This is a genomic window from Mesorhizobium sp. STM 4661 (assembly GCF_000359125.1).
Classification (GTDB): domain Bacteria; phylum Pseudomonadota; class Alphaproteobacteria; order Rhizobiales; family Rhizobiaceae; genus Mesorhizobium.
Genome location: NZ_CAAF010000004.1, coordinates 81,051 through 106,071, shown reverse-complemented (window position 1 = coordinate 106,071; position 25,021 = coordinate 81,051). Strand labels below are relative to the sequence as shown.

Below are 25,021 nucleotides of genomic sequence, written 5' to 3'. Positions count from 1 at the left end.
AAGTGATCCTGTTTCCGGCCATCGACCTCAAGGACGGCAAATGCGTGCGCCTGAAGCACGGCGATATGGCCACCGCGACGATTTACAATGACGATCCGGCGGCACAGGCCCGAGCCTTCGAAGAACAGGGCTTCAAATGGCTGCATGTCGTCGACCTCAACGGCGCCTTCAAGGGCCAGAGCGTCAACAGCGCCGCGGTCGGCGCCATCCTCAAGGCGACGAAGAACCCGGTTCAGCTCGGCGGCGGTATCCGCACGCTGGAGCAGATCGAGGACTGGCTCGACCGTGGTCTCGCCCGCATCATCCTCGGCACGGTGGCGGTGCGCGATCCCGATCTCGTCAGGCAGGCCTGCAAGGCCTTTCCGGGAAAGATCGCCGTCGGCATCGACGCCAAGGGCGGCAAGGTGGCGGTCGAGGGCTGGGCCGAGGCCTCGAGCCTCGGCGTCATTGAACTGGCGAAAAAATTCGAAGGCGCCGGCGTCGCCGCCATCATCTACACCGATATCGACCGCGACGGCGTTTTGACCGGCATCAACTGGGACGCCACCATCGATCTCGCCGAGGCGGTGTCGATCCCGGTGATCGCCTCGGGTGGCCTTGCCTCGATCGCCGACATCGTGCGCATGACCATGCCCGATGCGCGCAAGCTCGAAGGCGCGATCTCTGGCCGCGCGCTCTATGATGGGCGCATCGACCCGGCCGAGGCGCTGGTGATCCTGGCGTCCGGACCGGAGAAGGCGAGGGCGCGATGAAACTCTCGATCATCCTCGCGCCCTATGACAGCGGCCACTATCATTCCGGCTTTGGCCGGGGCCCCGAAGCCATCATCGCCGGCGGCCTTGTCGATTTCCTTGCGGCGATCAAGAGGATCTGATGCTGAAGGCCCGCGTCATCCCCTGTCTCGACGTCAAGAACGGTCGTGTCGTCAAGGGCGTCAATTTCGTCGACCTGGTCGATGCCGGCGATCCGGTCGAGGCGGCCAAGGCCTATGATGCCGCAGGCGCCGACGAACTCTGCTTTCTCGACATCACCGCTTCATCGGACAATCGCGAAACCACCTTCGATGTCGTCGCCCGCACTGCCGAACAATGTTTCATGCCGCTGACGGTCGGTGGCGGCGTTCGCCAGATCGCCGATATCAGGAAGCTGCTGCTGGCCGGCGCCGACAAGGTGTCGATCAACACGGCGGCGGTGAAAAACCCGGATTTCGTCACCGAGGCGGCCGACAAGTTCGGCAACCAGTGCATCGTCGTCGCCATCGACGCCAAGAAAGTATCCGGCAAGGGCGAGGCCGACCGCTGGGAGATCTTCACCCATGGCGGCCGCGAAAAGACCGGCATCGACGCGGTCGAATTCGCTCGGCGGATGGTCGAACGCGGCGCCGGCGAGATCCTTTTGACCTCGATGGACCGCGACGGCACCAAGGCCGGCTACGACATTGCGCTGACCCGCGCGGTGGCCGACGCGGTCCGCGCGCCGGTCATCGCTTCCGGTGGCGTCGGCACGCTCGATCACCTGGTCGAGGGCATTCGCGACGGCCATGCAAGTGCCGTGCTGGCGGCATCGATCTTCCATTTCGGCACCTACTCCATCGCCGAAGCCAAGGCGCATATGGCGAAGGCCGGCCTGCCGATGCGGCTGGACTCCCCGGATGATCGGCTCTAAAGCATGATCCCGAACCAAAGGTCCGCGTCAGCGAAAAGTGGAAACCGGTTTTCGGAAAAGATCATGCTTAAACAAGCAGATAGATGACGCGCATGGCTGAGTTTTCGCTGTCCGACCTGGAGAAAATCATCAGGGAACGCGCCCATTCCGGCGATCCGGATTCGTGGACGGCGAAGCTGTTCGCGCGCGGCATCGACAAGGCGGCGCAGAAGCTCGGCGAAGAGGCGGTCGAAACGGTGATCGCCGCTGTCCGCAACGACAAAAAGGCTCTCGTTTCGGAAAGTGCGGATCTTATATATCATTGGCTCGTCGTGCTCGGCATCGCAGGCGTTCCGCTGAGCGACGTGCTCAAGGAGCTCGAAACCCGCACCGGGCGTTCGGGCATCGCCGAAAAGGCGTCCCGGCAGGACCGGGGCTGATCGCTGCGGAGGGCAGGAAACTCGATGGACCAGCTCGCCCCCACCGAGAAATATTCGCCCTATCGTTTCTTCTCGGCCGAGCAATGGTCGCAGTTCCGCGCCGACACGCCGATGACGCTCGGCGAGGACGAGATCCGCCGCCTGCGTTCGCTCAACGATCCCGTCGATCTCGAAGAGGTCAAGCGCATCTATCTCTCGCTGTCACGGCTTTTGTCCGCGCATGTCGAGGCGAGCCAGCTCCTGTTCAGGCAACGGCAGGTCTTTTTCAACGCGCAGGATGTGGTCAAGACGCCCTTCATCATCGGCGTTGCCGGCTCGGTCGCGGTCGGCAAATCGACCACGGCGCGCGTGCTCAAGGAATTGCTGGCGCGCTGGCCCTCGAGCCCCAAGGTCGATCTCGTCACCACCGACGGCTTCCTGTTGCCGAACGAGATCCTGCGCCGCGACAACCTCATGGAACGAAAAGGCTTTCCCGACAGCTATGATGTCGGCGCGCTGCTGCGGTTCCTGTCGGGAATAAAGTCGGCGCAGCGCAATATCCGCGCGCCGGTCTATTCGCATCTGACCTATGACGTCATTCCCGGCGAATTCCAGACCATCGACCGGCCGGACATATTGATCTTCGAGGGCATCAACGTCCTGCAGCCGGGCAAACTGCCGAAGGACGGCAAGATCGTACCGTTCCTGTCGGACTTCTTCGACTTCGCCATCTATATCGATGCCGAAGAGGAGCTGATCCACCAATGGTACATCGCCCGCTTCATGCGGCTGCGCGAAACCGCCTTCCGCAACCCGGACTCCTTCTTCCACCGCTATTCGCAGCTTTCGCCAGGAGCGGCCCGCGCCATCGCCGAAGGCCTGTGGGCCAACATCAATCTGAAGAATTTGCGCGAGAATATCCTGCCGACCAGGGCCCGCGCCGATCTCATCCTGCGCAAGGGCGCCAATCATCTTGTGGAGGAAGTGGCGCTGAGGAAGCTGTAAGGACGCGGTTAACGGCGCCTTAGCCTATCCTGACTAGCGTCTGGCTGGTAATTCCAGCGGGGCCGGGAGCGGTCTGTGATCAATATGCCTGCAATGCGCCTGCCTGGCATTTCCTCATGGCGCGCCACATTTGCGCCGCGCCGGGTGCTGAAATTCGCTTCGGTCGGACTTGCAGCCACCGTCGTCTACGCGCTTTGCGCCAGCCTCTTCGCCAGTGCCGGGTCGAGATATCTGTCGCCGGCCACGGCTTCTCTCGCCGCCTACGCGGTCGCGGCAATATTCTCCTATCTCGGCCACAAGTTCTTCACCTTCATGTCGGCCGGCTCGCATCGCTTCGAGGTGCCGCGTTTCGCTGTGCTGACCGGGTGTGGTCTCGCCGTTGCCTACCTTCTGCCAGCGCTTCTCGTCGGGCAATTCGGCCTGCCCATCTCGGTTCCGATACTGCTCACCTGCATTCTCATTCCGGTGGTCAACTTTGTCGTTCTCGAACGCTGGATCTTTTCCGGCCGTGCCGAGGCAAGCCTCGACAAGTGAGCGGTTGCGGACGCTAGCCAGGCATCGTCACCCGCCGCAGCGTCAGATTGATCCGCCCGCCATTCCTGAGCAGTGCCGAGGTCGACGGATAGATGCGGTCGACGCCGTGAAAGCTGAGGCGGCCTTCACCGCCAAGCACCACGACATCGCCACTCTTCAGCCTGAACGACTTCGTGCCGCCTTCACGCGTGTTCTGGCCGACCCTGAACAGGCAATCGTCGCCCAGCGAGACGGAGACGACCGGCGCCGAGAAATCGGTCTCGTCGCGATCCTGGTGAAGACCCATCTTGGCGTCCTGCGCATAGAAATTGACCAGGCAGGCCTCGGGCGGATGCGGATAGGCGGACACGTCGCGCCACAGCTCCAGCAGCACCTCGGGGATCGGCGGCCAGAGCGCTCCGGTCACTGGGTGCGTCGGCTGGTAGCGATAGCCGCGCTGCTTGTCGGTGACCCAGCCTAGCGCGCCGCAATTGGTCATGCGCACGCTCATCTCCTTGCCCGTACGCGGCATCGCCGGCACGAACAGGGGAGCCTCCTGCACGACCCGTCTCACCTCCTCGACCAGCGCTTCCTGCACGGTGCGCGACAGGTAGCCGGGCATGTGGCGGACGCCTTTGGGCAGGACGAGCATCAGACTGGTCGCTTCATCAGGTTCATCCGGCTGACAATGCCACCAACAAACAAAAACGGCGACCCGAAAGCCGCCGTTCTTCTCGAGTTGCGATTGCTCCGTACTTAGAGACTGTTTCGAAATTCGCTCTGGCGAGTCATATGGTGGTGGTTTCGAGAACCGGCCTACGCCGGCCGTAGCCTTCATAGGACGGAGGCGTCTATGAGGGCTTCGGCCGGCGAAGGCCGGAGCGCAGCGGACATTTGGGTCCGTGAGCTTCGCGCATGACCCCGAAAATCGAAATCGATTTTCGGAAAGGATCATGCGCAAAATCAAAAGTGCTACAGCGTCCTTTTGCGCGTCCAAGGGACGCGCGGCGCCGTAGTAAGCGCAGAAAACGCCATCAGATGGCCGCCGGAGTAGAGTTTCCAAACAGTCTCTTAGTCGAGGTCCGGTATCCGCAAGACCTGCCCCGGGTAGATCTTGTCCGGGTGGGTCAGCATCGGCTTGTTGGCCTCGAAGATGATGTTGTTCTTCGCGCCCTTGCCCTTGCCATAGCTCTTTTCGGCGATCTTCCAGAGGTTGTCGCCTTTCTTGACCGTATAAAAGGTGGGTTCCTTGGCCGGCGTTGCGGGCGCGCCGGCTTCGGGTGCGGCGACCTCCAATTCGTCCGCCTGCACCTTGGACACGCCGAGCGTGTTGCCGACGGCGATGACCGCCTTTTCGAAGATCGACTGGTCCTTGACCACGCCTTTCAGGACGGCCGTGTCGCCCTTGACGACGACTTCCACATTGTCGGTGCCGAGATCGTGCGAATCGAGTTCCTTCTTCAGCGTATCGGCGGTCGGCTCCGCCTCATCGCCGCCGAAGCCGAGCTTCTTGCCGACGCCCTTGACGAAATCAAACATGCCCATCTGTGGTCTCCCTTGCTGTGGCGCATACCGAACTTGCCACTTGCAACCTTGAATGGGAAGCTGTTTCGACCGCGCAATTGACGTCGCTAGAGCCTACTTTGTGCATCCTAATCGTCGGCGATCCGCCCGCGCAGTTTCTTCACCGTCGACCGGCCTGCTTTCGTCTTGAGGCGGCGTTCGACCGCGCCTTTCGACGGCTTCGTCTTCTTGCGCGGCGGCGGCGGTGGCTCGGCGGCCTTGGCCACAAGCGCCGTCAGCCTTGACCGCGCATCCGCCCGGTTCTGCTCCTGCGTGCGAAAACGTCCGGCCTCGATGACGATGACGCCGTCCTTGGTGGCGCGCTGGCCGGCAAGCTTTATGGTGCGTGCGCGCACGCGTTCCGACAGGCCCGGCGCATTGGTCGCATCGAAGCGCAACTGCACCGCCGTCGCCACCTTGTTGACGTTCTGGCCGCCCGGGCCGGACGAGCGGATGAAATCCTCATGCAGGTCACCCGGATGGATCACCGCATCGTCGGCAATGATGATCTTGTCGTCGGCGTTCATGCCGCAGTCATGGCGCGGCAAATGAAAAAAGAAAAGGCCCTATCCCCGGGGTAGGGCCTTCCCTATCCCCGGGTCGGGCCTTCCCGATCCCGCACCGGGCCTTCGCAATGCGTTCAGCCTGCCCTGCCTGGAGCGCTTTATTCGGCGGCTTCCTGCAGGCGCGGCGCCGCGCCCAATACCGTGGCGTCGACATGGGTTTCGAATTTTTCGAAATTGACCGCGAACATGCCGACCAGCCTGGCCGCCTGCCGGTCATAGGCCGAGGTGTCGCTCCAGGTCGATCTCGGATCGAGGATGGCGGGGTCGACGCCGGCGACCGCCACCGGCACTTCGAAGCCAAAATTGGCGTCGGTCCGGAAATCGGCCGTCTTCAGCGAGCCGTTGAGGGCCGCGGCAAGCAGCGCCCGCGTCGCCTTGATCGGCATCCGCTTGCCGGTGCCATGGGCGCCGCCGGTCCAGCCGGTATTGACCAGCCAGCAATCGACGCCGTGGCGGGCGATCAGCTCGCGCAGCAGATTGCCGTATTCCGACGGATGGCGCGGCATGAAGGGTGCGCCGAAACAGGTCGAAAACGTCGCTTCGGGTTCGGTCACGCCCTTTTCGGTTCCCGCCACCTTGGCGGTATAGCCGGAGAGGAAATGGTACATCGCCTGCGCCGGCGTCAGCCGCGCGATCGGCGGCATCACCCCGAAGGCGTCGGCGGTCAGCATGATGATGTTCTTCGGGTTGCTGGCGCGTCCCGTCCTGCTGGCATTGGCGATGAAGTCGAGCGGGTAGGCGCAGCGCGTATTCTCGGTCAGCCTGCCGTCGTCGAAATCCGGCACGCGGGCGGCGTCGAGCACGACATTCTCCAGCACGGTGCCGAAGCGCTGGGTGGTGGCAAAGATTTCCGGCTCGGCCTCCGCCGAAAGCTTTATCGTCTTGGCATAGCAGCCGCCTTCGAAATTGAAGATGCCGTGCGGCCCCCAGCCGTGCTCGTCGTCGCCGACCAGCGTGCGCGTCGGGTCGGCCGACAGCGTCGTCTTGCCGGTTCCCGAGAGCCCGAAGAAGATGGCGGCATCGCCGTCGGCGCCTTCATTGGCCGAGCAGTGCATCGGCATGACGCCTTTCGCCGGCAACAAATAGTTGAGCACGGTAAACACCGACTTCTTCATTTCGCCGGCATAGGAAGTGCCGCCGATCAGCACGATCATGCGCGAGAAATCGACGGCGATCACCGTTTCGGTGCGGGTGCCGTGGCGGGCCGGGTCGGCGCGGAACGACGGCAGGTCGATGATCGTCATGTCGGGCACGAAGTGTTCGAGCGCGGCGGTCCGCGGGCGGATCAAAAGGTTGCGGATGAACAGGGAGTGCCAGGCAAGCTCCGTGATGACCCTGGTCGGCAGTTTCAGGTCCTCGTCGGCGCCGCCGACCAGATCCTGCACATAAAGGTCCTTGTCCGCCGCATGCGCACGGAAATCGGCAAGCAGCGTGTCGAACTGGGCCGGCGAGATCGCCTTGTTGTTGTCCCACCACACATGCGGTTCGGTGGCGCCGTCGCGCACGATGAATTTGTCCTTGGGCGAGCGGCCGGTGTGCTGCCCGGTCTCAGCGACAAGCGCGCCGTGTGCCGTAAGCCGGGCCTCGCCGCGGCGGATCGCTTCCTCATAAAGGACGGGCGCCTCGAAATTGTAGCGCACCATGCCTGCGGTCCTCAGGCCGATCCGATCGATCGGGTATGCTGGATTGCGTTTGCCGGCTTCCGACATGGGTGTCCCTTCTTCGATTTGCCTCGTCCTGACCGGCGAATTTCCGGAACCCCAGTACAGGGCGTTAAGGGTCAAAACCAGAAAAACCAAATGATATCAAATCATTAATCGATTTAAAAAATTTGAAAGTTGTTTAAATCGTTTATATGTGCAAAAAGTTCAGCGGTTGCCCAAAGGATTGGCGATCGCTGTTCGTCCAATCCATGTTGAGGTGCGGTTGTGGCCGCCGGCAGGCCGCTGGTGACAGCGAACGAAGCCTATGCCACATTTTGTACCTAATTTGTCCTGCAAAAGCCCTTCTCTACCAAAGAAGGGACAGCTCATGAGGGAGCCGCTTGAAATGGCAACAATCGCGCTTGTCGACGACGACCGCAATATCCTGACGTCGGTGTCGATCGCCCTTGAGTCGGAGGGATATCGCGTCGAGACCTATACGGATGGGGCGTCGGCGCTGGAAGGCCTGGCGGCGCGTCCGCCGAATCTTGCCATCCTCGACATCAAGATGCCGCGCATGGACGGCATGGAACTGCTGCGCCGGATGCGTCAGAAATCCGACCTGCCGGTGATCTTCCTGACCTCCAAGGACGACGAGATCGACGAGCTTTTCGGCCTCAAGATGGGCGCCGACGACTTCATTCGCAAACCCTTCTCGCAGCGTCTTCTGGTCGAGCGGGTCCGCGCCGTGCTGCGCCGGGCCAGCGCCCGCGAGGCGGCGGCCAAGACGCCCAACCAGCAGGCCCGCTCGCTCGAGCGCGGCCAGCTTGTCATGGACCAGGAGCGCCACACCTGCACCTGGAAGGGCGAGCCGGTGACGCTGACCGTCACCGAATTTCTGATCCTGCATTCGCTGGCCCAGCGTCCCGGCGTGGTGAAAAGCCGTGATGCGCTGATGGATTCGGCCTATGATGAACAGGTCTATGTCGACGACCGCACCATCGACAGCCACATCAAGCGGCTGCGCAAGAAGTTCAAGGCCGTCGATGACGACTTCGAGATGATCGAAACCCTTTACGGAGTCGGATACCGGTTCCGCGAAGCGTGAGTCGGTGCATGTCGCCCAAAAGTGGTCCCGGTTTTGGGGCAACGACATGCATCAGCGTAATTGCATGTCGCCCAAAAGTGGTCCCGGTTTTGGGGCAACGACATGCATCAAAATAGAGACTGAGCGGGAGCTGCTATTCGATGGCAGTGGAAGCAGAGCGAATGAGACGGGCGGGCGCTGCCAGGCGCCCGTCGCGGATTATGCCCGCGTTGCTGTCGAAAATCACGGTGCCGATGCGCCGGTTCCTCGGCCATCATATCTTTTCCAGCCTGACGCGGCGCATCCTCTTTCTCAACCTCGCCGGCCTGGCCGTTCTGGTCACCGGCATTCTCTACCTCAACACCTTCCGCGACGGGCTGATCGATGCCCGGGTCGAAAGCTTGATGACGCAGGGCGAGATCATCGCCGGCGCGATCGCAGCCTCGGCCACGGTCGAGACCGATTCGATCAGCATCGATCCGGAAAAGCTGCTCGAACTGCAAGCCGGCGAAAGCCTTGGCCCCGGCTCCGACCAGCTCGACAATCTGGATTTCCCGATCAATCCGGAGCGCGTCGCTCCCGTGCTCAGGCGGCTGATCTCGCCGACGCGCACACGCGCCCGCATCTACGACCGCGACGCCAACCTTTTACTCGATTCCCGCCATCTCTATTCGCGCGGCCAGATCCTTCGCTACGATCTGCCGCCGGTCGAGGAGGAAGAGCCCGACCTTGTCGAGCGCATCCAGAAATTCGTCTTCGACTTCTTCCGCAACACGGAACTGCCGGTCTACCACGAGCAGCCAGGCGGCAATGGCGCGGCATTTCCGGAGGTGGTCAAGGCGCTTACCGGCAGCCCGTCGACCATTGTGCGGATTTCCGAGCAGGGCGAGCAGATCGTTTCGGTCGCCGTGCCGATCCAGCGCTTCCGCGCCGTGCTTGGCGTGCTGATGCTGTCGACCGAAGGCGGCGACATCGACAAGATCGTCGCCGCCGAGCGCAAGGCGATCCTGCGCGTCTTCGGTATCGCGGCCCTTGTCACCGCCATCCTGTCGATGCTTTTGGCCTCGACCATCGCCAACCCGCTGCGCCGGCTGTCCGCGGCGGCGGTCAGGGTGCGGCGCGGCGTCAAGAACCGCGAGGAAATCCCGGACTTCTCCGACCGCCAGGACGAGATCGGCAATCTGTCGATCGCCGTGCGCGACATGACCAATGCGCTCTATGCCCGTATCGAGGCGATCGAGAGTTTCGCGGCCGACGTCTCGCATGAGCTGAAGAACCCGCTTACCTCGCTGCGCAGCGCGGTGGAAACCTTGCCGCTGGCCAAGAACGAGAATTCGCGCGGCCGGCTGATGGAGATCATCCAGCACGACGTGCGCCGCCTGGACCGTCTCATCACCGATATTTCCGATGCCTCCCGCCTGGACGCCGAGCTCGCGCGGGAAGACGCGGGAACGGTCGACCTGAAGAAATTCATCACCGACCTCGTTGCCGTCTCGCGCGAAACCACGCGCAACAAGAAGTCCGTCGAGATCGAGCTCAAGGTCGCCAAGCTGCCACAGGGCGTCAAGGGCTATTTCGTCACCGGCCATGATCTGAGGATCGGCCAGGTCATTACCAACCTGATCGAGAATGCCCGCTCCTTCGTTCCCGAGGAACGCGGCCACATCGCTATTTCGCTGGAGCGCGCCGGCAAGGTCAACATCGTCACCATCGACGACAATGGTCCCGGCATCCGGGCCGACAACATCGACCGTATCTTCGAACGCTTCTACACCGACCGGCCGGCCGGCGAAGCGTTCGGCCAGAATTCCGGCCTTGGCTTGTCGATATCCAGGCAGATCGTCGAAGCTCATGGCGGCACGCTGACCGCCGAGAACATCCCGGGCACCAAGCCCGGTGAGATCAAGGGCGCGCGCTTCGTCGTCACGCTGCCGGCCGAAGGCTGATCTGTGAACGCTGAAAACATTCACGGCACGGCGATCCTGATCGGCGAGCGCGGCGTCCTCATCACCGGACCGTCCGGCTCGGGCAAGACGACGCTGGCGCTGACACTCCTGGATCATTGCCGCGCGCGCGGGCTGTTTTCGCGGCTTATCGGCGACGACAGGCTGCTCGCCGTGGCCCACGCCGGGCGGCTGGTCTGTCGCGTGCCGGCGACCATCGCCGGTCTCGCCGAAGTGCCTGGGTTCATGCCGCGCCCGCTGCCGTTCGAGCCGGGTGGAGTGATAGACCTGCATGTCCGGCTGGTGCCGAAGGCAGAAATGGCCCGTTTCCAGGAGGAAATCAGCGAGCCGGTGGCAGGCTGTCCGGTGCCGCGCATCGACCTTGCCGAGCGCAACGCCGCCACGGCCCTGCCGGCGGTGATGGCGCGGCTCTCCATCGCGCCTTTTTTATGATCCGGTTTCGATTTTTTGCTGCAATGCGTCAAAATGGCTCGGGCCGGCGCAATTTTGGGCTTGTCAACGGGCCTCGCGTCGACAAGATAGCGCTCCCGCCGCCTGGAATGGCCGGCGAGCATAAAATGCGCCTGTGAAGCGGCGATGACGGGAGCCACCAACGCATGATCGGACTCGTGCTTGTAACGCACGGTCAACTGGCCGCCGAGTTCCGCCATGCCGTGGAACATGTCGTCGGGCCACAAGACAATTTCGAGACCGTCGCGATCGGCGCCGAAGACGATATGGAGCAGCGCCGCCGCGATATTGTCGATGCCGTTGCCCGCGTCGATACGGGAGCGGGCGTCATCGTTTTGACCGACATGTTCGGCGGCACACCCTCCAATCTTGCCATTTCGGTGATGGAGTCCGGTCGCACCGAGGTCATTGCCGGCATGAACCTGCCGATGCTGATCAAGCTGTCCAGCATTCGCAAGGGCGACAACATGACGGCCGCACTCGATGAGGCGCAGGCCGCCGGCCGCAAATACATCAACGTCGCCAGCCAGCTCCTGAGCAGCAAATGAACGCGCTGTCGTCGCAAAAGGATGAGATCGTCCGCGAATTTCCGATCGTCAACCAGCGCGGCCTGCATGCCCGCGCCTCGGCGAAATTCGTTCAGCTCGCCAGCGGTTTCAATGCCACGGTCCATGTCGAGAAGGACGGCGTCAAGGTCGGCGGCACCTCGATCATGGGCCTGATGATGCTGGCCGCGAGCCCCGGTTTCTCGATCCGCGTCACCGCCAGCGGTCCGCAGGCCTCGGAGGTCATCGACGCGCTGGAGCAACTGGTCGCTTCCCGTTTCGGCGAGGAAGCCTGATACCTGGAGCGCCGCGCGTCCTATGGACGCGCAAAGGACGCTCTGGCACTTTGGATTGCGCATCGTGCTTTTCCGAAAATCAATTCCGATTTTCGGGCCGATGCGCCTCTCAAGACATGCACGGATAAAGATTTCTTTATATCCCATTGTCGTGCGACCGGCGATCTGCTAGTCAGGCCGGCACTTCGCGCCCTTCGACACGCCTTCCGGCGCGGGCGCATCCGGAAAACAATTTGCATCGGAGCACTGCCATGACGGGTAGCAAGGACTATGTGGTCGCCGACATTTCGCTTGCCGGCTGGGGCCGCAAGGAAATCGAGATCGCCGAAACCGAAATGCCGGGTCTGATGGCCTGCCGCGAGGAGTTCGGCAAGGCGAAGCCGCTCAAGGGCGCGCGCATCACCGGCTCGCTGCACATGACCATCCAGACGGCGGTGCTGATCGAAACGCTGAAGGAACTCGGCGCCGATATCCGCTGGGCCTCCTGCAACATCTTCTCGACGCAGGACCACGCGGCCGCGGCAATCGCCGAGGCCGGCATTCCGGTCTTCGCCGTCAAGGGCGAGACGCTGGAGGACTATTGGGTCTACACCGACAAGATCTTCCAGTGGGCCGATGGCGGCACCTCCAACATGATCCTCGACGATGGTGGCGACGCCACCATGTACATCCTGATTGGCGCTCGTGCCGAGGCCGGCGAGGACGTGCTGTCCAATCCGGGCAGCGAGGAAGAAGAGATCCTGTTTGCGCAGATCAAGAAGCGCATGAAGGCCTCGCCTGGCTTCTTCACCAAGCAGAAGGAAGCGATCCGCGGCGTCACCGAAGAGACGACAACCGGCGTCAACCGGCTCTACCAGCTGCAGAAGAAGGGCCTGCTGCCGTTCCCGGCCATCAACGTCAACGATTCCGTGACCAAGTCGAAATTCGACAACAAATATGGCTGCAAGGAATCGCTGGTTGACGGCATTCGCCGCGGCACCGACACGATGATGGCCGGCAAGGTCGCGGTCGTCTGCGGTTATGGTGACGTCGGCAAGGGCTCGTCGGCCTCGCTGAAGGGCGCCGGCGCCCGCGTCAAGGTCACCGAAGTCGATCCGATCTGCGCATTGCAGGCGGCGATGGACGGCTTCGAAGTCGTCACGCTCGAAGATGCGGCCCCGACCGCCGACATCGTCATCACCACCACCGGCAACAAGGACGTCGTCACCCTCGACCACATGCGGTCGTTCAAGGACATGGCGATCGTCGGCAATATCGGTCACTTCGACAACGAGATTCAGGTGGCGTCGCTGCGCAATCTGAAGTGGACCAACGTCAAGCCGCAGGTCGACCTGATCACCTTCCCGGACGGCAAGCGGATGATCCTTCTGTCGGAAGGCCGCCTGCTCAATCTCGGCAACGCCACCGGCCATCCGAGCTTCGTCATGTCGGCATCCTTCACCAACCAGGTGCTGGCCCAGATCGAGCTGTACACCAAGCCCGGCCAGTACGAGAACCAGGTCTACGTCCTGCCCAAGCACCTCGATGAAAAGGTCGCGCGCCTGCATCTCGACAAGCTCGGCGTCCGGCTAACTGAGCTGTCCGGCGAACAGGCCGCCTATATCGGCGTGACTCCGAAAGGACCGTTCAAGCCGGAACACTACCGCTATTAACCACAGCGCAAATTACCACTAGATATTGTAGCCGGGCGATTGACTTTTCGCCCGGCTTATTTTTTGCGCTGATTGATTCTTCACGCCGATTCGCGCAAGCGCTATGGTGCTGATTCGCGGTCCGGGGACGAGGGCCGACGCACGCATCAGGGCGGTCTTGCATTCAGGCGGCGAAGAGGACCAAGACATGCCGGGGGATTACCCGCCTTGCGCGGGACAGGCCGTTTCCGGCGGCCGCGACGATTCGGGTATCACGGGCTCCGCTTTCGGACGCGGCAGCCTCTTACGGCGTGTTGGCGCCCGCGCAGGCAAATTGCTTGCGTCGTCGGCGCTTGCCGGGCCGCTGCTTAGTTTTGCCGCGCATGCTGAAACCGCTGGCCCGCGCACGGTCAGCACGGTCGAGGTCATGCAGCTTGCCGTGTTCGTCGGCGTTATGGGCGCCGCACTGCTGTCGGCCATCGTTCTGATCCGCGAGCGGGCCCGCACTTCGGCGGAGAATCTCGAACTCAGGACCCGTATCGCCGATGTCAACGCGGCGCTGCAGCGTTCCGAGGCGCTGCTCAATACGCGCGATCAGCGCGTGGTCGTATGGGCCTCGGAGAACAAGAAGCCCGAAATCATCGGCACATTGCCGCTCGAGAGCGGCGCCCCGGAGGACCGGGCCGCTTTCCTTGCCTTCGGCCGCTGGCTGATGCCGCGCTCGGCGGCGGCGCTTGAACATGCCGTGGCGGGGTTGCGCGAAAAGGCCAGGCCGTTCGATCTCGTCATCGAATCCCTGGTCGGCGCGCCGCTCGAAGTGCATGGACGCAAGAGTGCGGCACATGTGCTCGTGCGCTTCGTCTCGCTCTCGGAGGCGCAGCGCAGCGAGGCCAGGCTGAAGATCGAGAACCAGCGCCTCGCCGCCGACTACGACACCATGATAGGCCTTCTCGACGCGCTGAACATGCCGTCATGGCTGCGCACGACGGACGGACGGCTGAAGTGGGTCAACCGTGCCTATGCCGAGGCCGTCGAGGCGCAGAGCGCCGAAGTCGCCGTTCGCGATGCCAAGGAATTCCTGGGCAGCCAGGCGCGCGATGCGATCGCCGCGCAGCACAAATCGCGTCCAGTCTTCGAACAGACGCTTTCCACCGTGATCGAGGGCGACCGGCGCATGTTCGCCGTGACCGACTTCGCTGGCGCGGACGGTTCGGCGGGTCTTGCCTGCGACACCAGCGCCATCGAAGCCATCCGCGGCGAATATGAACGGACCGTGCAGAGCCACGCCGACACGCTCGACCAGCTCAACACCGCCGTGGCGATCTTCGACATCGACGAGAAGTTGCGGTTCTTCAATCAGGCGTTCCAGAAACTATGGGGCCTCGACAGCGGCTTCCTGCACAGCGCTCCCGACAACGCCTTGCTGCTCGACCGGCTGCGCAGCGAAGGCAAAATCGCCGAGCAGCCCGAATGGCGGCGCTGGAAGGAAAGCCTGCTCGGCGCCTATCGCGCGGTCGAGTCGCAGGAGCATTGGTGGCATCTGCCGGACGGCAAGACCATCCGCGTCGTCGCCAATCCGCAGCCCAAGGGCGGCGTCACCTGGGTATTCGAGAACCTGACCGAAAAGATGGACCTCGAAAGCCGCTACCAGACCGCGGTACGGGTCCAGGGCGAAACGCTCGACAATCTTGCCGAAGGCGTGGCCGTGTTCGGTCCCGACGGCAGGCTCAGACTGTCGAACCCGGCATTCGCGACGCTTTGGGGGCTGGACGCCGACACCGCCAAGCCCAACGTCCACGTCTCCACGATCCGTGATCTTAGCGACCGGCGTGCCGCCGACAGTCCCTGGGGCGGGTTCGTCGCCGCCATCACCGGCTTCGACGACGAGCGCCGCGACCGCCATGGCCAGACCGAGCTGAACGACGGCACCGTGCTGCGCCATGCGATGATCCCTCTGCCGAATGGGCAGGTGATGATGACTTTCGTCGACGTCACAGACAGCGTCAATGTCGAGCGGGCACTGAAGGACAAGAACGAGGCGCTGGAGAAATCCGATCAGCTTAAGAACGAGTTCGTGCAGCACGTCTCCTACGAACTGCGCTCGCCGCTCACCAACATCATCGGCTTCACCGAGCTTCTTTCATTGCCGTCGACCGGGCCGTTGAGCCAGAAGCAGCGCGAATATGTCGAGCACGTCGGTTCGTCATCCTCGGTCCTGCTCACCATCGTCAATGACATCCTCGATCTGGCGACGGTGGATGCGGGCATCATGCAGCTCGACATCTCCGAGGTTCACATCGACCGGACCATCGCCGCCGCCGCCGAGCTGGTCGCCGACCGGCTGGAGGAGCATTCGATCAAGCTCAGGATCGACGCGGCCGCCGCGCCTAAAACCTTCCATGGCGACGAGATCCGCATCCGCCAGATCCTCTACAATCTGTTGAGCAACGCCGCCAACTACGCGCCGGAGGCAAGCACCATCACGCTCGCCTGCCGCCAGCTTGCCGAAGGCGTGGAATTCTCCGTTCATGACGACGGCCCCGGCATGCCGCCGGACCTGCTCGATTCGGTCTTCCGCCGTTTCGAGCCGCGCACCAATGGCGGCCGCCGGCGCGGCGCCGGCCTCGGCCTGTCGATCGTCAAGAGTTTTGTCGAACTGCATGGCGGCAGCGTCCGCATCGAGACCGGTAAGGACAAGGGCACCACCGTCATCTGTGCCTTTCCCGATACGCCGGGCATCCGCGCCGCGGCCGAGTAGCGCGTTCGATGGCGGGATTGGTACTGGAGCGATTTCTCGCCGACGAGGCCGCGACCGCGAGGCTCGGCGAGGATCTGGCCATGTCGCTGCGGCCCGGCGACGTGCTTGCCCTGAAGGGCGATCTCGGCGCCGGCAAGTCGAGTTTGGCGCGGGCGCTGATCAGGGCAATGGCCGGGGATGCCGGCCTCGACGTGCCGAGCCCGACCTTCACGCTCGTCCAGAGTTATGACGCACGTGTTCCCGTCCATCATTTCGACCTCTATCGCTTGTCCGCGGCGTCCGAGTTGGATGAACTGGGTTTCGACGAGGCTTTGGCGCAAGGCGCTGCGCTGGTCGAATGGCCGGAGCGGGCAGGGTCCTATCTGCCGAAGACCGCGGTGCAGATCGAACTCGCCCATCAGGACGATGGCCGTCTGGCCCGATTGTCGGGGCAAGGCGCCGCCTTCGAGCGCGCGGCGCGATCGCTGGCCATGCGCGATTTTCTAGGGCAGGCCGGCTGGGGCGACGCGCAAAGACGATATTTCATCGGCGACGCCTCGGCCCGCTCCTATGAGATCGTCTCGTTGGCCGGCTTGCCGCCGCGTGTGCTGATGAACTCGCCAAGGCTGGTGCTCGGGCCGCCGGTCCGCGATGGCAAGCCCTATGCGGTGATCGCCCATTCAGCGCAATCCGTCACGGCCTTCGTCGCCATCGACAAGGCATTGCGGGCCGGCGGCGTCAGTGTCCCCGAGATTCATGCCGAGGATCTCGACCAGGGCTTTTTGCTGCTCGAGCATCTCGGCGCCGAAGGGTTCCTTGGCAGCGATGGCCAGCCGGTCGCCGAGCGTTATGCGGCGGCGGCCGAACTGTTGGCCATGATGCATGGCAAGTCCTGGCCCGAGCGGATGCAAGCCGCACCCGGCATCTTCCACGACGTGCCGCCCTTCGACCGAGACGCGATGATGATCGAGGCCGATCTTCTGGTCGACTGGTATGTGCCGGCGATATCAGGCAGCCCGGCCAGCGACGCCTTGCGCGCCGGCTATACAAAAGAATGGAACGCCGTCCTCGACCGGCTGAAGGGTTGGGAATACACGCTGATGCTGCGCGACTTCCATTCGCCCAATATCATCTGGCGGGGCGATCGTTCCGGTCACGATCGCCTCGGCATCGTCGATGTCCAGGACGCGCTGATCGGCCCGTCGGCCTATGATCTCGCCTCGCTCGCCATGGATGCGCGCGTCACCATGTCACTCGACATCGAGCAGCGGACGCTCGATGCCTACAGCGCGGCGCGCCACGCGGCCGGCGCCTTCGACGAAGAGGCGTTCGTCGAGACCTATGCAATCATGGCGGCGCAGCGCAATTCGAAGATCCTCGGCATTTTCGTGCGGCTCGAAAAGCGTGACGGCAAGCCCTATTATCTCAAGCACTTGCCGCGCATTCGCGACTATCTCAGGCGGGCGCTGGCGCATCCGGCGCTGGCCGGCCTCAGGGATTTCTACATCGCGCATGGCTTGCTGGAGGAACGGCCGCTATGACGGCGCACCTCAAAACCGCGATGGTGCTCGCCGCCGGGCTTGGCAAGCGCATGCGGCCGATCACCGATACGATGCCGAAACCGCTGGTCAGGATATCAGGCAAGACATTGCTCGACTGGGGCCTGGACAGCCTGGCCGAGGCAGGCGTCACCAAGGCCGTGGTCAATGTCCATTATCTCCCGGGGCAGATCGTCACTCATGTCGCCGGGCGTGGCGCTCCGAAGGTGGTCATATCGGACGAAAGCGAAAAACTGCTCGATTCCGCTGGCGGCATCGTCCATGCCTTGCCGGAATTGGGCAAAGCCCCTTTCTACGTCGTCAACGCCGATACCTTCTGGATCGACGCCGGCGCGCCCAACCTTGCTCGTCTCGCCCTTGCATGGGATGCGGCGAAAATGGATATTCTGCTGATGCTCGCGGATATCAAATCAGCGACCGGACATAGCGGCGGCACCGATTTCCTGATGGCGCCGGCCGGCGCCCTGCGGCGTTCGAAGGGCGATCCGGCGGGCCTGATCTATGCCGGTGCGGCCATTGTCCATCCGCGCCTTTTCAGGGATGCGCCGGCCGGGCCGCATTCGCTCAACACCTATTTCGATGCTGCCATCGCTGCTGGCCGCTTGTTCGGCATGGCAATGCAGGGTCACTGGATCACCGTCGGCACGCCCGACGCCATTCCGCTTGCGGAAGCGGCGGTTGCCGGTACGCTAGCCGAGTCACGATGAGCGGCTCCCGCCGCGTTTTCTCGATTCCCCCCGGAGCGCCGTTCCTGCCGACGCTGGCAGAGGCCCTGCTGTCGGGTCGGCTCATTCCCGGCTTCCGCTTCGACGGCGACCCGCTGGCGCTGGCCGATGCCACCATCTACGTGCCGACCCGCCGCGCCGCGCGCGCGCTACGTGGCGTCTTCGTCGACAGTTTGGGCAGCCGCTCGGCGATCCTGCCGGTCATCCGCCCGCTTGGCGAGTTCGACGAGGACGAGGCTGCGTTCGAGGCCGAAGCGGCGGCCGCTCTCGATCTGGCGCCGCCGATCGCCGCGATCGAGCGCCTGCTGCTGCTGGCGCCGCTGGTGCGTGCTTGGAAACGTCGCTTGCCGGCGCATGTTGCTGCCCTTTTCGACGAGGAGATCGTCGTGCCGGCCTCGGCCGCCGATGCCATCTGGCTGGCGCGCGACTTGGCCCGGCTGATGGACGAGATCGAGACGGAAGGCACGGATTGGACCAGGCTTGCCGATCTGGTGACCGGCAATTTGGCCGGCTGGTGGCAAGTGACGCTCGATTTCCTCGGCATCGTCACCGACAACTGGCCTGATATCCTGGAGGAGCGCAATCGCTCCAACCCCGCCGCGCATCGCAATGCGCTGATCAGGCTGGAAGCGGCGCGGCTGAAGCGCAACCCGCCCGCTGGGCCGGTGATCGCCGCCGGCTCCACCGGGTCTATTCCCGCCACCGCCGAACTGCTTGCCGTGATTGCCGGCCTGCCCGGCGGCGCCGTCGTGCTGCCTGGCCTTGACCCGACGCTGGACGAGCCGTCCTTCGCGGCGATTGCAGCACCTGGCGCGCGCCCGGCCTTGCTCGGCCATCCGCAATATGGCCTGGCAAAACTGATCGGCAAGATCGGCGTGCCGCGCGGCGATGTCGAGGAGATCGCGGTTGCCGAAAAGCCGCTGGCGCTGCGCGCGGCCCTTGTCGGCGAGGCGCTGCGTCCGGCCGAGACCACCGAACTGTGGGCCGAGACGCGGCTCGGCTTTACATCAGGCGAGATCGCCGAGGCCTTCGCCAATGTAACGCTTCTCGAAGCCGCCAGCGAACGCGACGAGGCCGTGGCGATCGCCGTCGCGCTCAAACGCGCCGTCGAAGAACCCGGCCGGCGTGCCGCGCTCGTCACCGGCGACCGTGCCCTGGCGCGGCGCGTTGCAGCCGAGCTGTTGCGCTTCGGCGTCGTTGCCGACGATTCCGGCGGCACGCCGCTTGCCAACACGCTTGCCGCCGGCCTGCTCAGGCTGATGCTTCAGGCCGCCTTCCGCCCTGGCGATCCGGTCGCGCTGCTGTCGCTGCTCAAGCATCCGCTGCTTGGTATCGGCCTGGAAAGAACAGAAGTCCGCCATGCCGCGGAGATCGTCGAACTGGTGGCGCTGCGCGGCGGCACCGGACGTCCCGACATCGCATCGCTGCCGCAGCTCTTCGATTCTGGTCTCATTGGCCTGAGCGGCGACAAGCGCCAGCCCTTCTGGTTCTCGCGCCTGACCGTGCGCAGCATCGAGGGCGCCCGCGAATTGCTTGTCCGCCTTGCTGCCGCGCTGGCGCCGCTGATCGCCCTGCGCGGCGAGGGCGACACCGATCTTGCCACGCTGAGCAGAGCAAGCGTCGTCGTGCTCGAAAATCTCGGCCGAGCCGCGGATGGCAGTCTAAGCGGCCTCTATGCCGGCGACGCCGGCGTAAAACTCGCAGAGCTGTTGCGCGGGTTGGTCGCCGCCTTGGTGCCGTTCTCCTTCGCCGCGGACGAATGGCCTGATGTGATGGAGGCGCTGATCGCGCCCGAAACGGTCAAGCCGGCGCAAGGCACCGACCGGAACATCGCCATCTGGGGCGCGCTGGAAGCCCGCCTGCAAAGCGTCGGTACGCTGGTCGTTGGCGGTCTGAACGAAGGCGTGTGGCCGCGCAAGCCGGAGAGCGACCGCTTCATGTCGCGGCTGATGAAGAGCGGCATCGACCTCGAACCGCCCGAACGGCGTATCGGCCTTGCCGCCCATGATTTCCAGATGGCGATGGGCGCAAGCAAAGTGGTGCTGGCGCGCTCCGCCCGATCCGGCGATGCGCCGGCGGTGCCGTCGCGCTGGCTACAGCGTATCCTCACCTTCATAGGTAAGGACCATGCGGCGGTGCTTAGCCGGCGTGGCGACGAATTGCTGGCCTGGGCGCGCGCGCTCGATGCCGGCGAGAAGCGGGACTTCGCGCCGCGGCCGCAGCCGAAGCCGCCGCTGGCGATCCGCCCAACCCATTTCTCGGTCACCGAGATCGAGACGCTGCGCCGCGACCCCTACGCGATCTATGCCAGGAGGATACTCGGCCTGATGCCGCTCGATCCGGTCATCCGCGATCCGGGCGCCGCCGAACGCGGCACGCTGTTCCATGCCATCCTGCATCTTTTCTCGGCGAGCGTGGCCGACCCGCGCGCACCGGAGGCGCTGGCCGGCCTTATCGCCGCTGGCCGCACCTGCTTCGCCGAGGCGGCCCTTCCCGACGATGTCGAGGCGGTATGGTGGCCGCGCTTCGAAAAGCTTGCCGGCGGCATCGTCGAATGGGAGCGCGGCCGCGCCGATGCGGTAGCCCGGCGGCATGCCGAGGAGCGCGCCCAAAAGACCGTCGTCGGCCAATCCGGCGTGACGCTGTCCGGCTATGCCGATCGCGTCGACCTCCTGGCCGGCGGCATGGCCGACATTCTCGACTACAAGACCGGCTCCTCGCCGTCCAAGGCGCAGGCGCACACATTGCTGTCGCCGCAACTGGCGCTGGAGGGCGCGTTGCTCAGGCGCGGCGCCTTCAAGGGTCTGGGCGCGCGCGAGCCCTCGCAACTGGCCTTCATCCGGCTGAAGCCGAACGGCGAGGTATTCGAGGAATCCATCCTCGAATACAACCGCAAGCCGCGAACCGCAGCCGATCTGGCCGAAGAAGCCTGGGCGCGGCTGGAGAAACTTCTGATCCACTATGCCGACCCGGCGACCGGATATTTGTCGCGCGCAATGCCGTTTCGCGAAGGCGAGACCGATGGCGACTACGACCATCTTGCCCGCGTGCTCGAATGGTCGGCTGGCGGCGACGCCGGTGACGAGGGAGGGGAGGCATGAAGAAGGCCTATCCCATCCCCAGCGATACCGCTTCGAGCCAGGCCCGCGCCGCCGATCCCGGAAATTCCGCCTGGGTGTCGGCCAATGCCGGCTCCGGCAAGACCCATGTGCTGGCCCAGCGTGTCATCAGGCTGCTGCTGCGCGGCACCGATCCGTCGAAGATATTGTGCCTGACCTATACGCGCGCCGCCGCCGCCAATATGTCGAACCGGGTTTTTTCGACACTTTCGGGCTGGACGACGCTGGGTGACGCGGATCTTGCGGCAAAGGTGGAAGCGCTGGAAGGACGCCGTCCTGATCTCGAGACGATGCGCCGTGCCCGCCGCCTGTTCGCCGAGGCGTTGGAAACCCCTGGTGGATTGAAGATCCAGACCATCCACGCCTTCTGCGAATCGGTGCTGCACCAATTCCCGCTGGAAGCCAACATCCCCGCTCATTTCGAGATGCTCGACGGCCAGATGGAGGCATCGCTGTTCGCCGCCGCGCGCCGCGACATGATTTCCGGCACCGCTGCCGGCGACAGGGAACTGGCCGAGGCCTTTGCCACCATTCTCGATCGTGGCGGTGAAGCCGGTCTCGACGCCTTGCTGGGCGAGATCGTGCGCAAGCGCGACGGCTTGCGCAATTTCATCGACGCCGTCGGGCGCGACGGTGCCCGCTTCCAGGCCTTGTTCGACGAGTTCCATTTCCGCTCCGGTCAGGCCGCCGAAGACATAGCGGCGTCGGTCTGGCCGCTGCCGGGCTTCCTGCCGGACTATTTTGCCGGCTTCACTCAGGCGGCCGAATCCACTGACGCCAGGACGGTGCTGAACAACATCCTGCCCTATGCGCGTCAGGCTTTCGCCGAGGGCGACCCCATTCGCCGTCTGCAATTGCTTGCGAGAGCCTTCCTCAAGACCGATGGCGACGCCTACGATCCGGCAAAGGCTTTCAAGAAAGCTCTGGTCGACCGGCTGCCAGATGTTGCGGAACGCTATCTCTCGACGGCCAACGCCATCGTCGAAACCGTCGACCGGCTGGCCCTGTTCAGGATGCTGGAAGGTACAAGCGCCGCGCTGACCATCGCTGACTGGCTGATCGCCCGCTACGAGCAATTGAAGCGTGCACGCGGGTTCCTCGACTTCAACGACCTCATCACCCGCACTGTCAATCTCCTGGCGCGGCCCGATGCCGGCCCCTGGGTGCAGTACAAGCTCGATCAGGGCATTGACCACATCCTGCTCGACGAAGCGCAGGACACCAGTCCCGACCAATGGGAGGTGGTGAAGCGGCTGGCGGAAGAATTCTTTGCCGGGCAAGGCGCGCGCGATGCGGTCCACCGCACCATCTTTGCTGTCGGTGACGAAAAGCAGTCGATCTATTCCTTTCAGGGGGCGGCCCCTGACTCCTTTGCCGACTCCAGGCTGCTGTTTGCCGGCAAGGTGCGCGACGCCGATGCCGCCTTCGCCGATCTCAAACTGACTTGGTCCTTCCGCTCGAGCGACGACGTGCTCGCCGCCGTCGACCGCGTCTTCGCCGACCCCACCGTGCGGCGTGGCATCAGCCACGATCCCGATCCGCTCAGCCACCAGGCGATCCGCACCGATGCGCCGGGCTATGTCGAGGTCTGGCCCTCGATTGGCGCCGATGCCGTCGACGAGCCCGACGACTGGACGCAAGCCGTCGACCACGCCCATGCGCCGGCGGTGCGCGTCGCCGAGAACGTGGCAGCGACCATTGCCGGCTGGATCGGCGGAGGCGAGATCATCGAAGGCCGCGGCAAGAAACTTCAGCCCGGCGACGTCCTGGTGCTGGTGCGCAAGCGCGACCGCTTCGTCCATGCGCTGACGCGCGCACTGAAGCGCCGCGACATCCCGGTCGCGGGCGCCGACCGGCTGAGCCTGCCTGGCCATATCGCGGTCAAGGACCTGATCGCGCTCGGCCATTTTCTCATCCAGCCGCAAGACGACCTGTCGCTTGCCGCCGTGCTGCGCAGCCCGATCTTCGATGTTTCGGAAGAGACACTTTTCAGGCTCGCGGGCGAGCGGCCGTCCGGTCTCCCGTTGATCGCTTCGCTCAGAAAACATGCTGGCGAGGAGGCTGCCCTGGCCACAATCGTTGCCCAACTCGACACATGGTCCAACGAAGCGGCGTTCAAGCCGGTGTTCGAATTCTATGCCGCCGTTCTGGCCCGCGACGGTCTGCGCAGGAAGATGATCGCACGGCTCGGGCCGGAAGCCGGCGACATACTCGACGAATTCCTCAACTTCTGCCTGGCCGAGGAGCGGACCGGCCTGCCGGGGCTGGAATCCTTCCTGTCGACGCTGGAGAATGCCGGCCCCGAGATCAAGCGGGAGATGGACCAGACCCGCGACGAGGTTCGCGTCATGACCGTGCACGCCGCCAAGGGTCTGGAAGCGCCGGTCGTGTTCCTGGTCGATGGCGGCTCGGCCCCTTTCAGCGACCAGCATCTGCCGCGACTGATGCCGTTCGAGGGTTCGGGCGAACACTGGGATGGCAAGGGCTATCTCTGGCGCTCGGCCGGCGATGTCGCCAACGGCTTTTCGCGGGCCGCTTCGGTCCGTGCCCGCGAACTGGCCGACGACGAATACCGCCGGCTGCTTTATGTCGGCATGACCCGTGCCGAGGACCGGCTGATCGTCTGCGGCTACCATGGCAAGCGGGCGCCGAACACCGGCACCTGGCATTCGATCGTCAGCCGCGCGCTGGTCGGGGCGCCAGAAAGCACGGAGCGGCGGCACCCGGCCACCGGCGAGGCCGTGCATCGCTTCCATGTGACAAACTTGCCGCCGGTCGCACATGCGGCCGCCGAGGAGGCGCATCAGACGCAGCAATTCGGGCCATTGCCGAAGACGCTGTTCCAGCCCTTGCCGCCATACGAGGATCTGCCGCGGCCATTGTCGCCCTCCGGTGCCTCGGCCTTGATCGACGAGACGAAGGAAGCGGTGATCGACACGGGCTCGCCGGTTCTGGATGCCGAGGCGGAGCCGGGCTTTGCCGTGATGCGGGGACTGGCGTTGCACAAATTGCTGCAGATGCTGCCCGGCATCGCGGAGGCCGAACGCCGGGATGCGGCGGAACGCTACCTCAAGCGCGCCGGCGCGCAATGGCCCGATGCCGAACGCGACAAGGCCTTGGCCTCGGTGACCGCCATCCTTGCCAACAGCCGCTTCGGCGAACTGTTCTCGCCGTCCTCACGCGCGGAGGTCTCGGTCATGGGCAGCCTTGAGGTGAAGGGCAAGCTGCGCTCCATCTCCGGCAAGATCGACCGGCTGGCGGTGACACCGGGCAAGGTGTCGATCGTCGACTACAAGACCAACCGGCCGGCGCCCGCGACGCTGGCCGAGGTTCCACCGGCCTATGTGCTCCAGCTTGCGCTTTATCGCGCCTTGCTCCAGCCGCTTTACCTCGGACGCGAGGTCTCTGCGGCGCTGCTGTTCACCGAGGCGCCGCGGCTGATCGAGCTGCCGGGCGCGGTCATGGATGATGCCCTTGCCCGACTCACGGCAGCGTGACACAACACCTGCTTGAACAAAGACGCGATCACCACCACATTTGGTACGACGAAAAAAT

Annotated in this window: 21 protein-coding genes; 17 read left to right on the top strand and 4 right to left on the bottom strand. The window is 64.2% G+C overall.

What is annotated here, in order from left to right; all coding sequences use genetic code 11:
• Positions 1 to 2: 2 nt before the first annotated feature.
• The 6 genes from hisA to MESS4_RS01525 all read left to right on the top strand — a co-directional run bounded on the left by hisA (position 3) and on the right by MESS4_RS01525 (position 3,602).
• Positions 3 to 752: a 1-(5-phosphoribosyl)-5-[(5-phosphoribosylamino)methylideneamino]imidazole-4-carboxamide isomerase gene (hisA, locus tag MESS4_RS01545; protein ID WP_006325665.1), complete on the top strand. Its 750-nt coding sequence runs from the start codon at positions 3 to 5 to the stop codon at positions 750 to 752.
• Positions 749 to 874: a hypothetical protein gene (locus MESS4_RS34890; RefSeq protein WP_006325663.1), complete on the top strand. Its 126-nt coding sequence runs from the start codon at positions 749 to 751 to the stop codon at positions 872 to 874. Before hisA ends, MESS4_RS34890 begins: the two co-directional genes overlap by 4 nt.
• Positions 871 to 1,665, top strand: coding sequence for an imidazole glycerol phosphate synthase subunit HisF (gene hisF / locus MESS4_RS01540; protein ID WP_036240418.1), 795 nt, complete (start codon positions 871 to 873; stop codon positions 1,663 to 1,665). Before MESS4_RS34890 ends, hisF begins: the two co-directional genes overlap by 4 nt.
• A gap of 92 nt (positions 1,666 to 1,757) precedes the next feature.
• Complete coding sequence (locus MESS4_RS01535) at positions 1,758 to 2,084, top strand: phosphoribosyl-ATP diphosphatase (protein WP_006325660.1); 327 nt, start codon at positions 1,758 to 1,760, stop codon at positions 2,082 to 2,084.
• A gap of 24 nt (positions 2,085 to 2,108) precedes the next feature.
• On the top strand, positions 2,109 to 3,068 hold the full coding sequence (gene coaA, locus MESS4_RS01530; protein WP_006325658.1) for a type I pantothenate kinase: 960 nt from the start codon (positions 2,109 to 2,111) through the stop codon (positions 3,066 to 3,068).
• Positions 3,069 to 3,152: 84 nt separating this feature from the next.
• Positions 3,153 to 3,602 carry a GtrA family protein gene (locus MESS4_RS01525; protein ID WP_244441041.1) on the top strand — a complete coding sequence of 150 codons (450 nt, stop codon included), beginning with the start codon at positions 3,153 to 3,155 and terminating at the stop codon, positions 3,600 to 3,602.
• A gap of 13 nt (positions 3,603 to 3,615) precedes the next feature.
• Here the strand turns inward: MESS4_RS01525 and MESS4_RS01520 are convergent, their stop codons facing one another.
• The 4 genes from MESS4_RS01520 to MESS4_RS01505 all read right to left on the bottom strand — a co-directional run bounded on the left by MESS4_RS01520 (position 3,616) and on the right by MESS4_RS01505 (position 7,419).
• The gene (locus MESS4_RS01520; RefSeq protein WP_006325655.1) at positions 3,616 to 4,233 is read right to left on the bottom strand and encodes an alpha-ketoglutarate-dependent dioxygenase AlkB; all 618 of its coding nucleotides are present in this window, start codon (positions 4,231 to 4,233) and stop codon (positions 3,616 to 3,618) included.
• A 419-nt stretch (positions 4,234 to 4,652) separates the two neighbouring features.
• Positions 4,653 to 5,126 carry a peptidoglycan-binding protein LysM gene (gene lysM / locus MESS4_RS01515; protein ID WP_006325654.1) on the bottom strand — a complete coding sequence of 158 codons (474 nt, stop codon included), beginning with the start codon at positions 5,124 to 5,126 and terminating at the stop codon, positions 4,653 to 4,655.
• Between the two features lie 107 nt (positions 5,127 to 5,233).
• On the bottom strand, positions 5,234 to 5,671 hold the full coding sequence (arfB, locus tag MESS4_RS01510) for an alternative ribosome rescue aminoacyl-tRNA hydrolase ArfB (RefSeq protein WP_006325653.1): 438 nt from the start codon (positions 5,669 to 5,671) through the stop codon (positions 5,234 to 5,236).
• Positions 5,672 to 5,808: 137 nt separating this feature from the next.
• Entirely contained in the window at positions 5,809 to 7,419 is a 1,611-nt protein-coding gene (locus MESS4_RS01505; protein WP_006325652.1) for a phosphoenolpyruvate carboxykinase, read from the bottom strand.
• A gap of 340 nt (positions 7,420 to 7,759) precedes the next feature.
• Here MESS4_RS01505 and MESS4_RS01500 point away from each other — a divergent pair, with 340 nt between their 5' ends.
• The 11 genes from MESS4_RS01500 to addA all read left to right on the top strand — a co-directional run bounded on the left by MESS4_RS01500 (position 7,760) and on the right by addA (position 24,963).
• Complete coding sequence (locus MESS4_RS01500; RefSeq protein WP_081609615.1) at positions 7,760 to 8,461, top strand: response regulator transcription factor; 702 nt, start codon at positions 7,760 to 7,762, stop codon at positions 8,459 to 8,461.
• 140 nt (positions 8,462 to 8,601) lie between these two features.
• Positions 8,602 to 10,386 carry a sensor histidine kinase gene (locus tag MESS4_RS01495; protein ID WP_036240417.1) on the top strand — a complete coding sequence of 595 codons (1,785 nt, stop codon included), beginning with the start codon at positions 8,602 to 8,604 and terminating at the stop codon, positions 10,384 to 10,386.
• A gap of 3 nt (positions 10,387 to 10,389) precedes the next feature.
• Positions 10,390 to 10,836 carry a hypothetical protein gene (locus tag MESS4_RS01490; protein WP_006325642.1) on the top strand — a complete coding sequence of 149 codons (447 nt, stop codon included), beginning with the start codon at positions 10,390 to 10,392 and terminating at the stop codon, positions 10,834 to 10,836.
• Between the two features lie 164 nt (positions 10,837 to 11,000).
• Complete coding sequence (locus tag MESS4_RS01485; RefSeq protein ID WP_006325638.1) at positions 11,001 to 11,402, top strand: PTS sugar transporter subunit IIA; 402 nt, start codon at positions 11,001 to 11,003, stop codon at positions 11,400 to 11,402.
• Complete coding sequence (locus tag MESS4_RS01480) at positions 11,399 to 11,695, top strand: HPr family phosphocarrier protein (RefSeq protein ID WP_006325631.1); 297 nt, start codon at positions 11,399 to 11,401, stop codon at positions 11,693 to 11,695. The genes MESS4_RS01485 and MESS4_RS01480 overlap by 4 nt, the downstream gene beginning before the upstream one ends.
• A 251-nt stretch (positions 11,696 to 11,946) precedes the next feature.
• Positions 11,947 to 13,347, top strand: a complete 1,401-nt coding sequence (ahcY, locus tag MESS4_RS01475) for an adenosylhomocysteinase (RefSeq protein WP_006325629.1) — start codon at positions 11,947 to 11,949, stop codon at positions 13,345 to 13,347.
• A gap of 187 nt (positions 13,348 to 13,534) precedes the next feature.
• Entirely contained in the window at positions 13,535 to 16,084 is a 2,550-nt protein-coding gene (locus tag MESS4_RS01470) for a PAS domain-containing sensor histidine kinase (protein ID WP_036240455.1), read from the top strand.
• A gap of 8 nt (positions 16,085 to 16,092) precedes the next feature.
• Positions 16,093 to 17,604 (top strand): bifunctional tRNA (adenosine(37)-N6)-threonylcarbamoyltransferase complex ATPase subunit type 1 TsaE/phosphotransferase, encoded by a 1,512-nt coding sequence (locus MESS4_RS01465; protein WP_006325621.1) that lies wholly within the window; start codon positions 16,093 to 16,095, stop codon positions 17,602 to 17,604.
• Positions 17,601 to 18,329: a nucleotidyltransferase family protein gene (locus MESS4_RS01460; RefSeq protein WP_006325613.1), complete on the top strand. Its 729-nt coding sequence runs from the start codon at positions 17,601 to 17,603 to the stop codon at positions 18,327 to 18,329. The genes MESS4_RS01465 and MESS4_RS01460 overlap by 4 nt, the downstream gene beginning before the upstream one ends.
• On the top strand, positions 18,326 to 21,448 hold the full coding sequence (gene addB, locus MESS4_RS01455; protein WP_006325609.1) for a double-strand break repair protein AddB: 3,123 nt from the start codon (positions 18,326 to 18,328) through the stop codon (positions 21,446 to 21,448). Before MESS4_RS01460 ends, addB begins: the two co-directional genes overlap by 4 nt.
• Positions 21,445 to 24,963, top strand: a complete 3,519-nt coding sequence (gene addA / locus MESS4_RS01450; protein WP_006325608.1) for a double-strand break repair helicase AddA — start codon at positions 21,445 to 21,447, stop codon at positions 24,961 to 24,963. Before addB ends, addA begins: the two co-directional genes overlap by 4 nt.
• Positions 24,964 to 25,021 lie beyond the last annotated feature (58 nt).

Coding starts and splice junctions, on each gene's coding strand:
- MESS4_RS01505 (WP_006325652.1), bottom strand. CDS start 7,419: ATGTCGGAAGCCGGCAAACGCAATCCAGCATACCCGATCGATCGGATC.
- arfB (WP_006325653.1), bottom strand. CDS start 5,671: ATGAACGCCGACGACAAGATCATCATTGCCGACGATGCGGTGATCCAT.
- MESS4_RS01535 (WP_006325660.1), top strand. CDS start 1,758: ATGGCTGAGTTTTCGCTGTCCGACCTGGAGAAAATCATCAGGGAACGC.
- MESS4_RS01500 (WP_081609615.1), top strand. CDS start 7,760: ATGGCAACAATCGCGCTTGTCGACGACGACCGCAATATCCTGACGTCG.
- MESS4_RS34890 (WP_006325663.1), top strand. CDS start 749: ATGAAACTCTCGATCATCCTCGCGCCCTATGACAGCGGCCACTATCAT.
- coaA (WP_006325658.1), top strand. CDS start 2,109: ATGGACCAGCTCGCCCCCACCGAGAAATATTCGCCCTATCGTTTCTTC.
- MESS4_RS01465 (WP_006325621.1), top strand. CDS start 16,093: ATGGCGGGATTGGTACTGGAGCGATTTCTCGCCGACGAGGCCGCGACC.
- addA (WP_006325608.1), top strand. CDS start 21,445: ATGAAGAAGGCCTATCCCATCCCCAGCGATACCGCTTCGAGCCAGGCC.
- lysM (WP_006325654.1), bottom strand. CDS start 5,126: ATGGGCATGTTTGATTTCGTCAAGGGCGTCGGCAAGAAGCTCGGCTTC.
- MESS4_RS01485 (WP_006325638.1), top strand. CDS start 11,001: ATGATCGGACTCGTGCTTGTAACGCACGGTCAACTGGCCGCCGAGTTC.
- ahcY (WP_006325629.1), top strand. CDS start 11,947: ATGACGGGTAGCAAGGACTATGTGGTCGCCGACATTTCGCTTGCCGGC.
- MESS4_RS01480 (WP_006325631.1), top strand. CDS start 11,399: ATGAACGCGCTGTCGTCGCAAAAGGATGAGATCGTCCGCGAATTTCCG.
- MESS4_RS01525 (WP_244441041.1), top strand. CDS start 3,153: ATGCCTGCAATGCGCCTGCCTGGCATTTCCTCATGGCGCGCCACATTT.
- addB (WP_006325609.1), top strand. CDS start 18,326: ATGAGCGGCTCCCGCCGCGTTTTCTCGATTCCCCCCGGAGCGCCGTTC.
- MESS4_RS01495 (WP_036240417.1), top strand. CDS start 8,602: ATGGCAGTGGAAGCAGAGCGAATGAGACGGGCGGGCGCTGCCAGGCGC.
- MESS4_RS01460 (WP_006325613.1), top strand. CDS start 17,601: ATGACGGCGCACCTCAAAACCGCGATGGTGCTCGCCGCCGGGCTTGGC.
- MESS4_RS01520 (WP_006325655.1), bottom strand. CDS start 4,233: ATGCTCGTCCTGCCCAAAGGCGTCCGCCACATGCCCGGCTACCTGTCG.
- MESS4_RS01470 (WP_036240455.1), top strand. CDS start 13,535: ATGCCGGGGGATTACCCGCCTTGCGCGGGACAGGCCGTTTCCGGCGGC.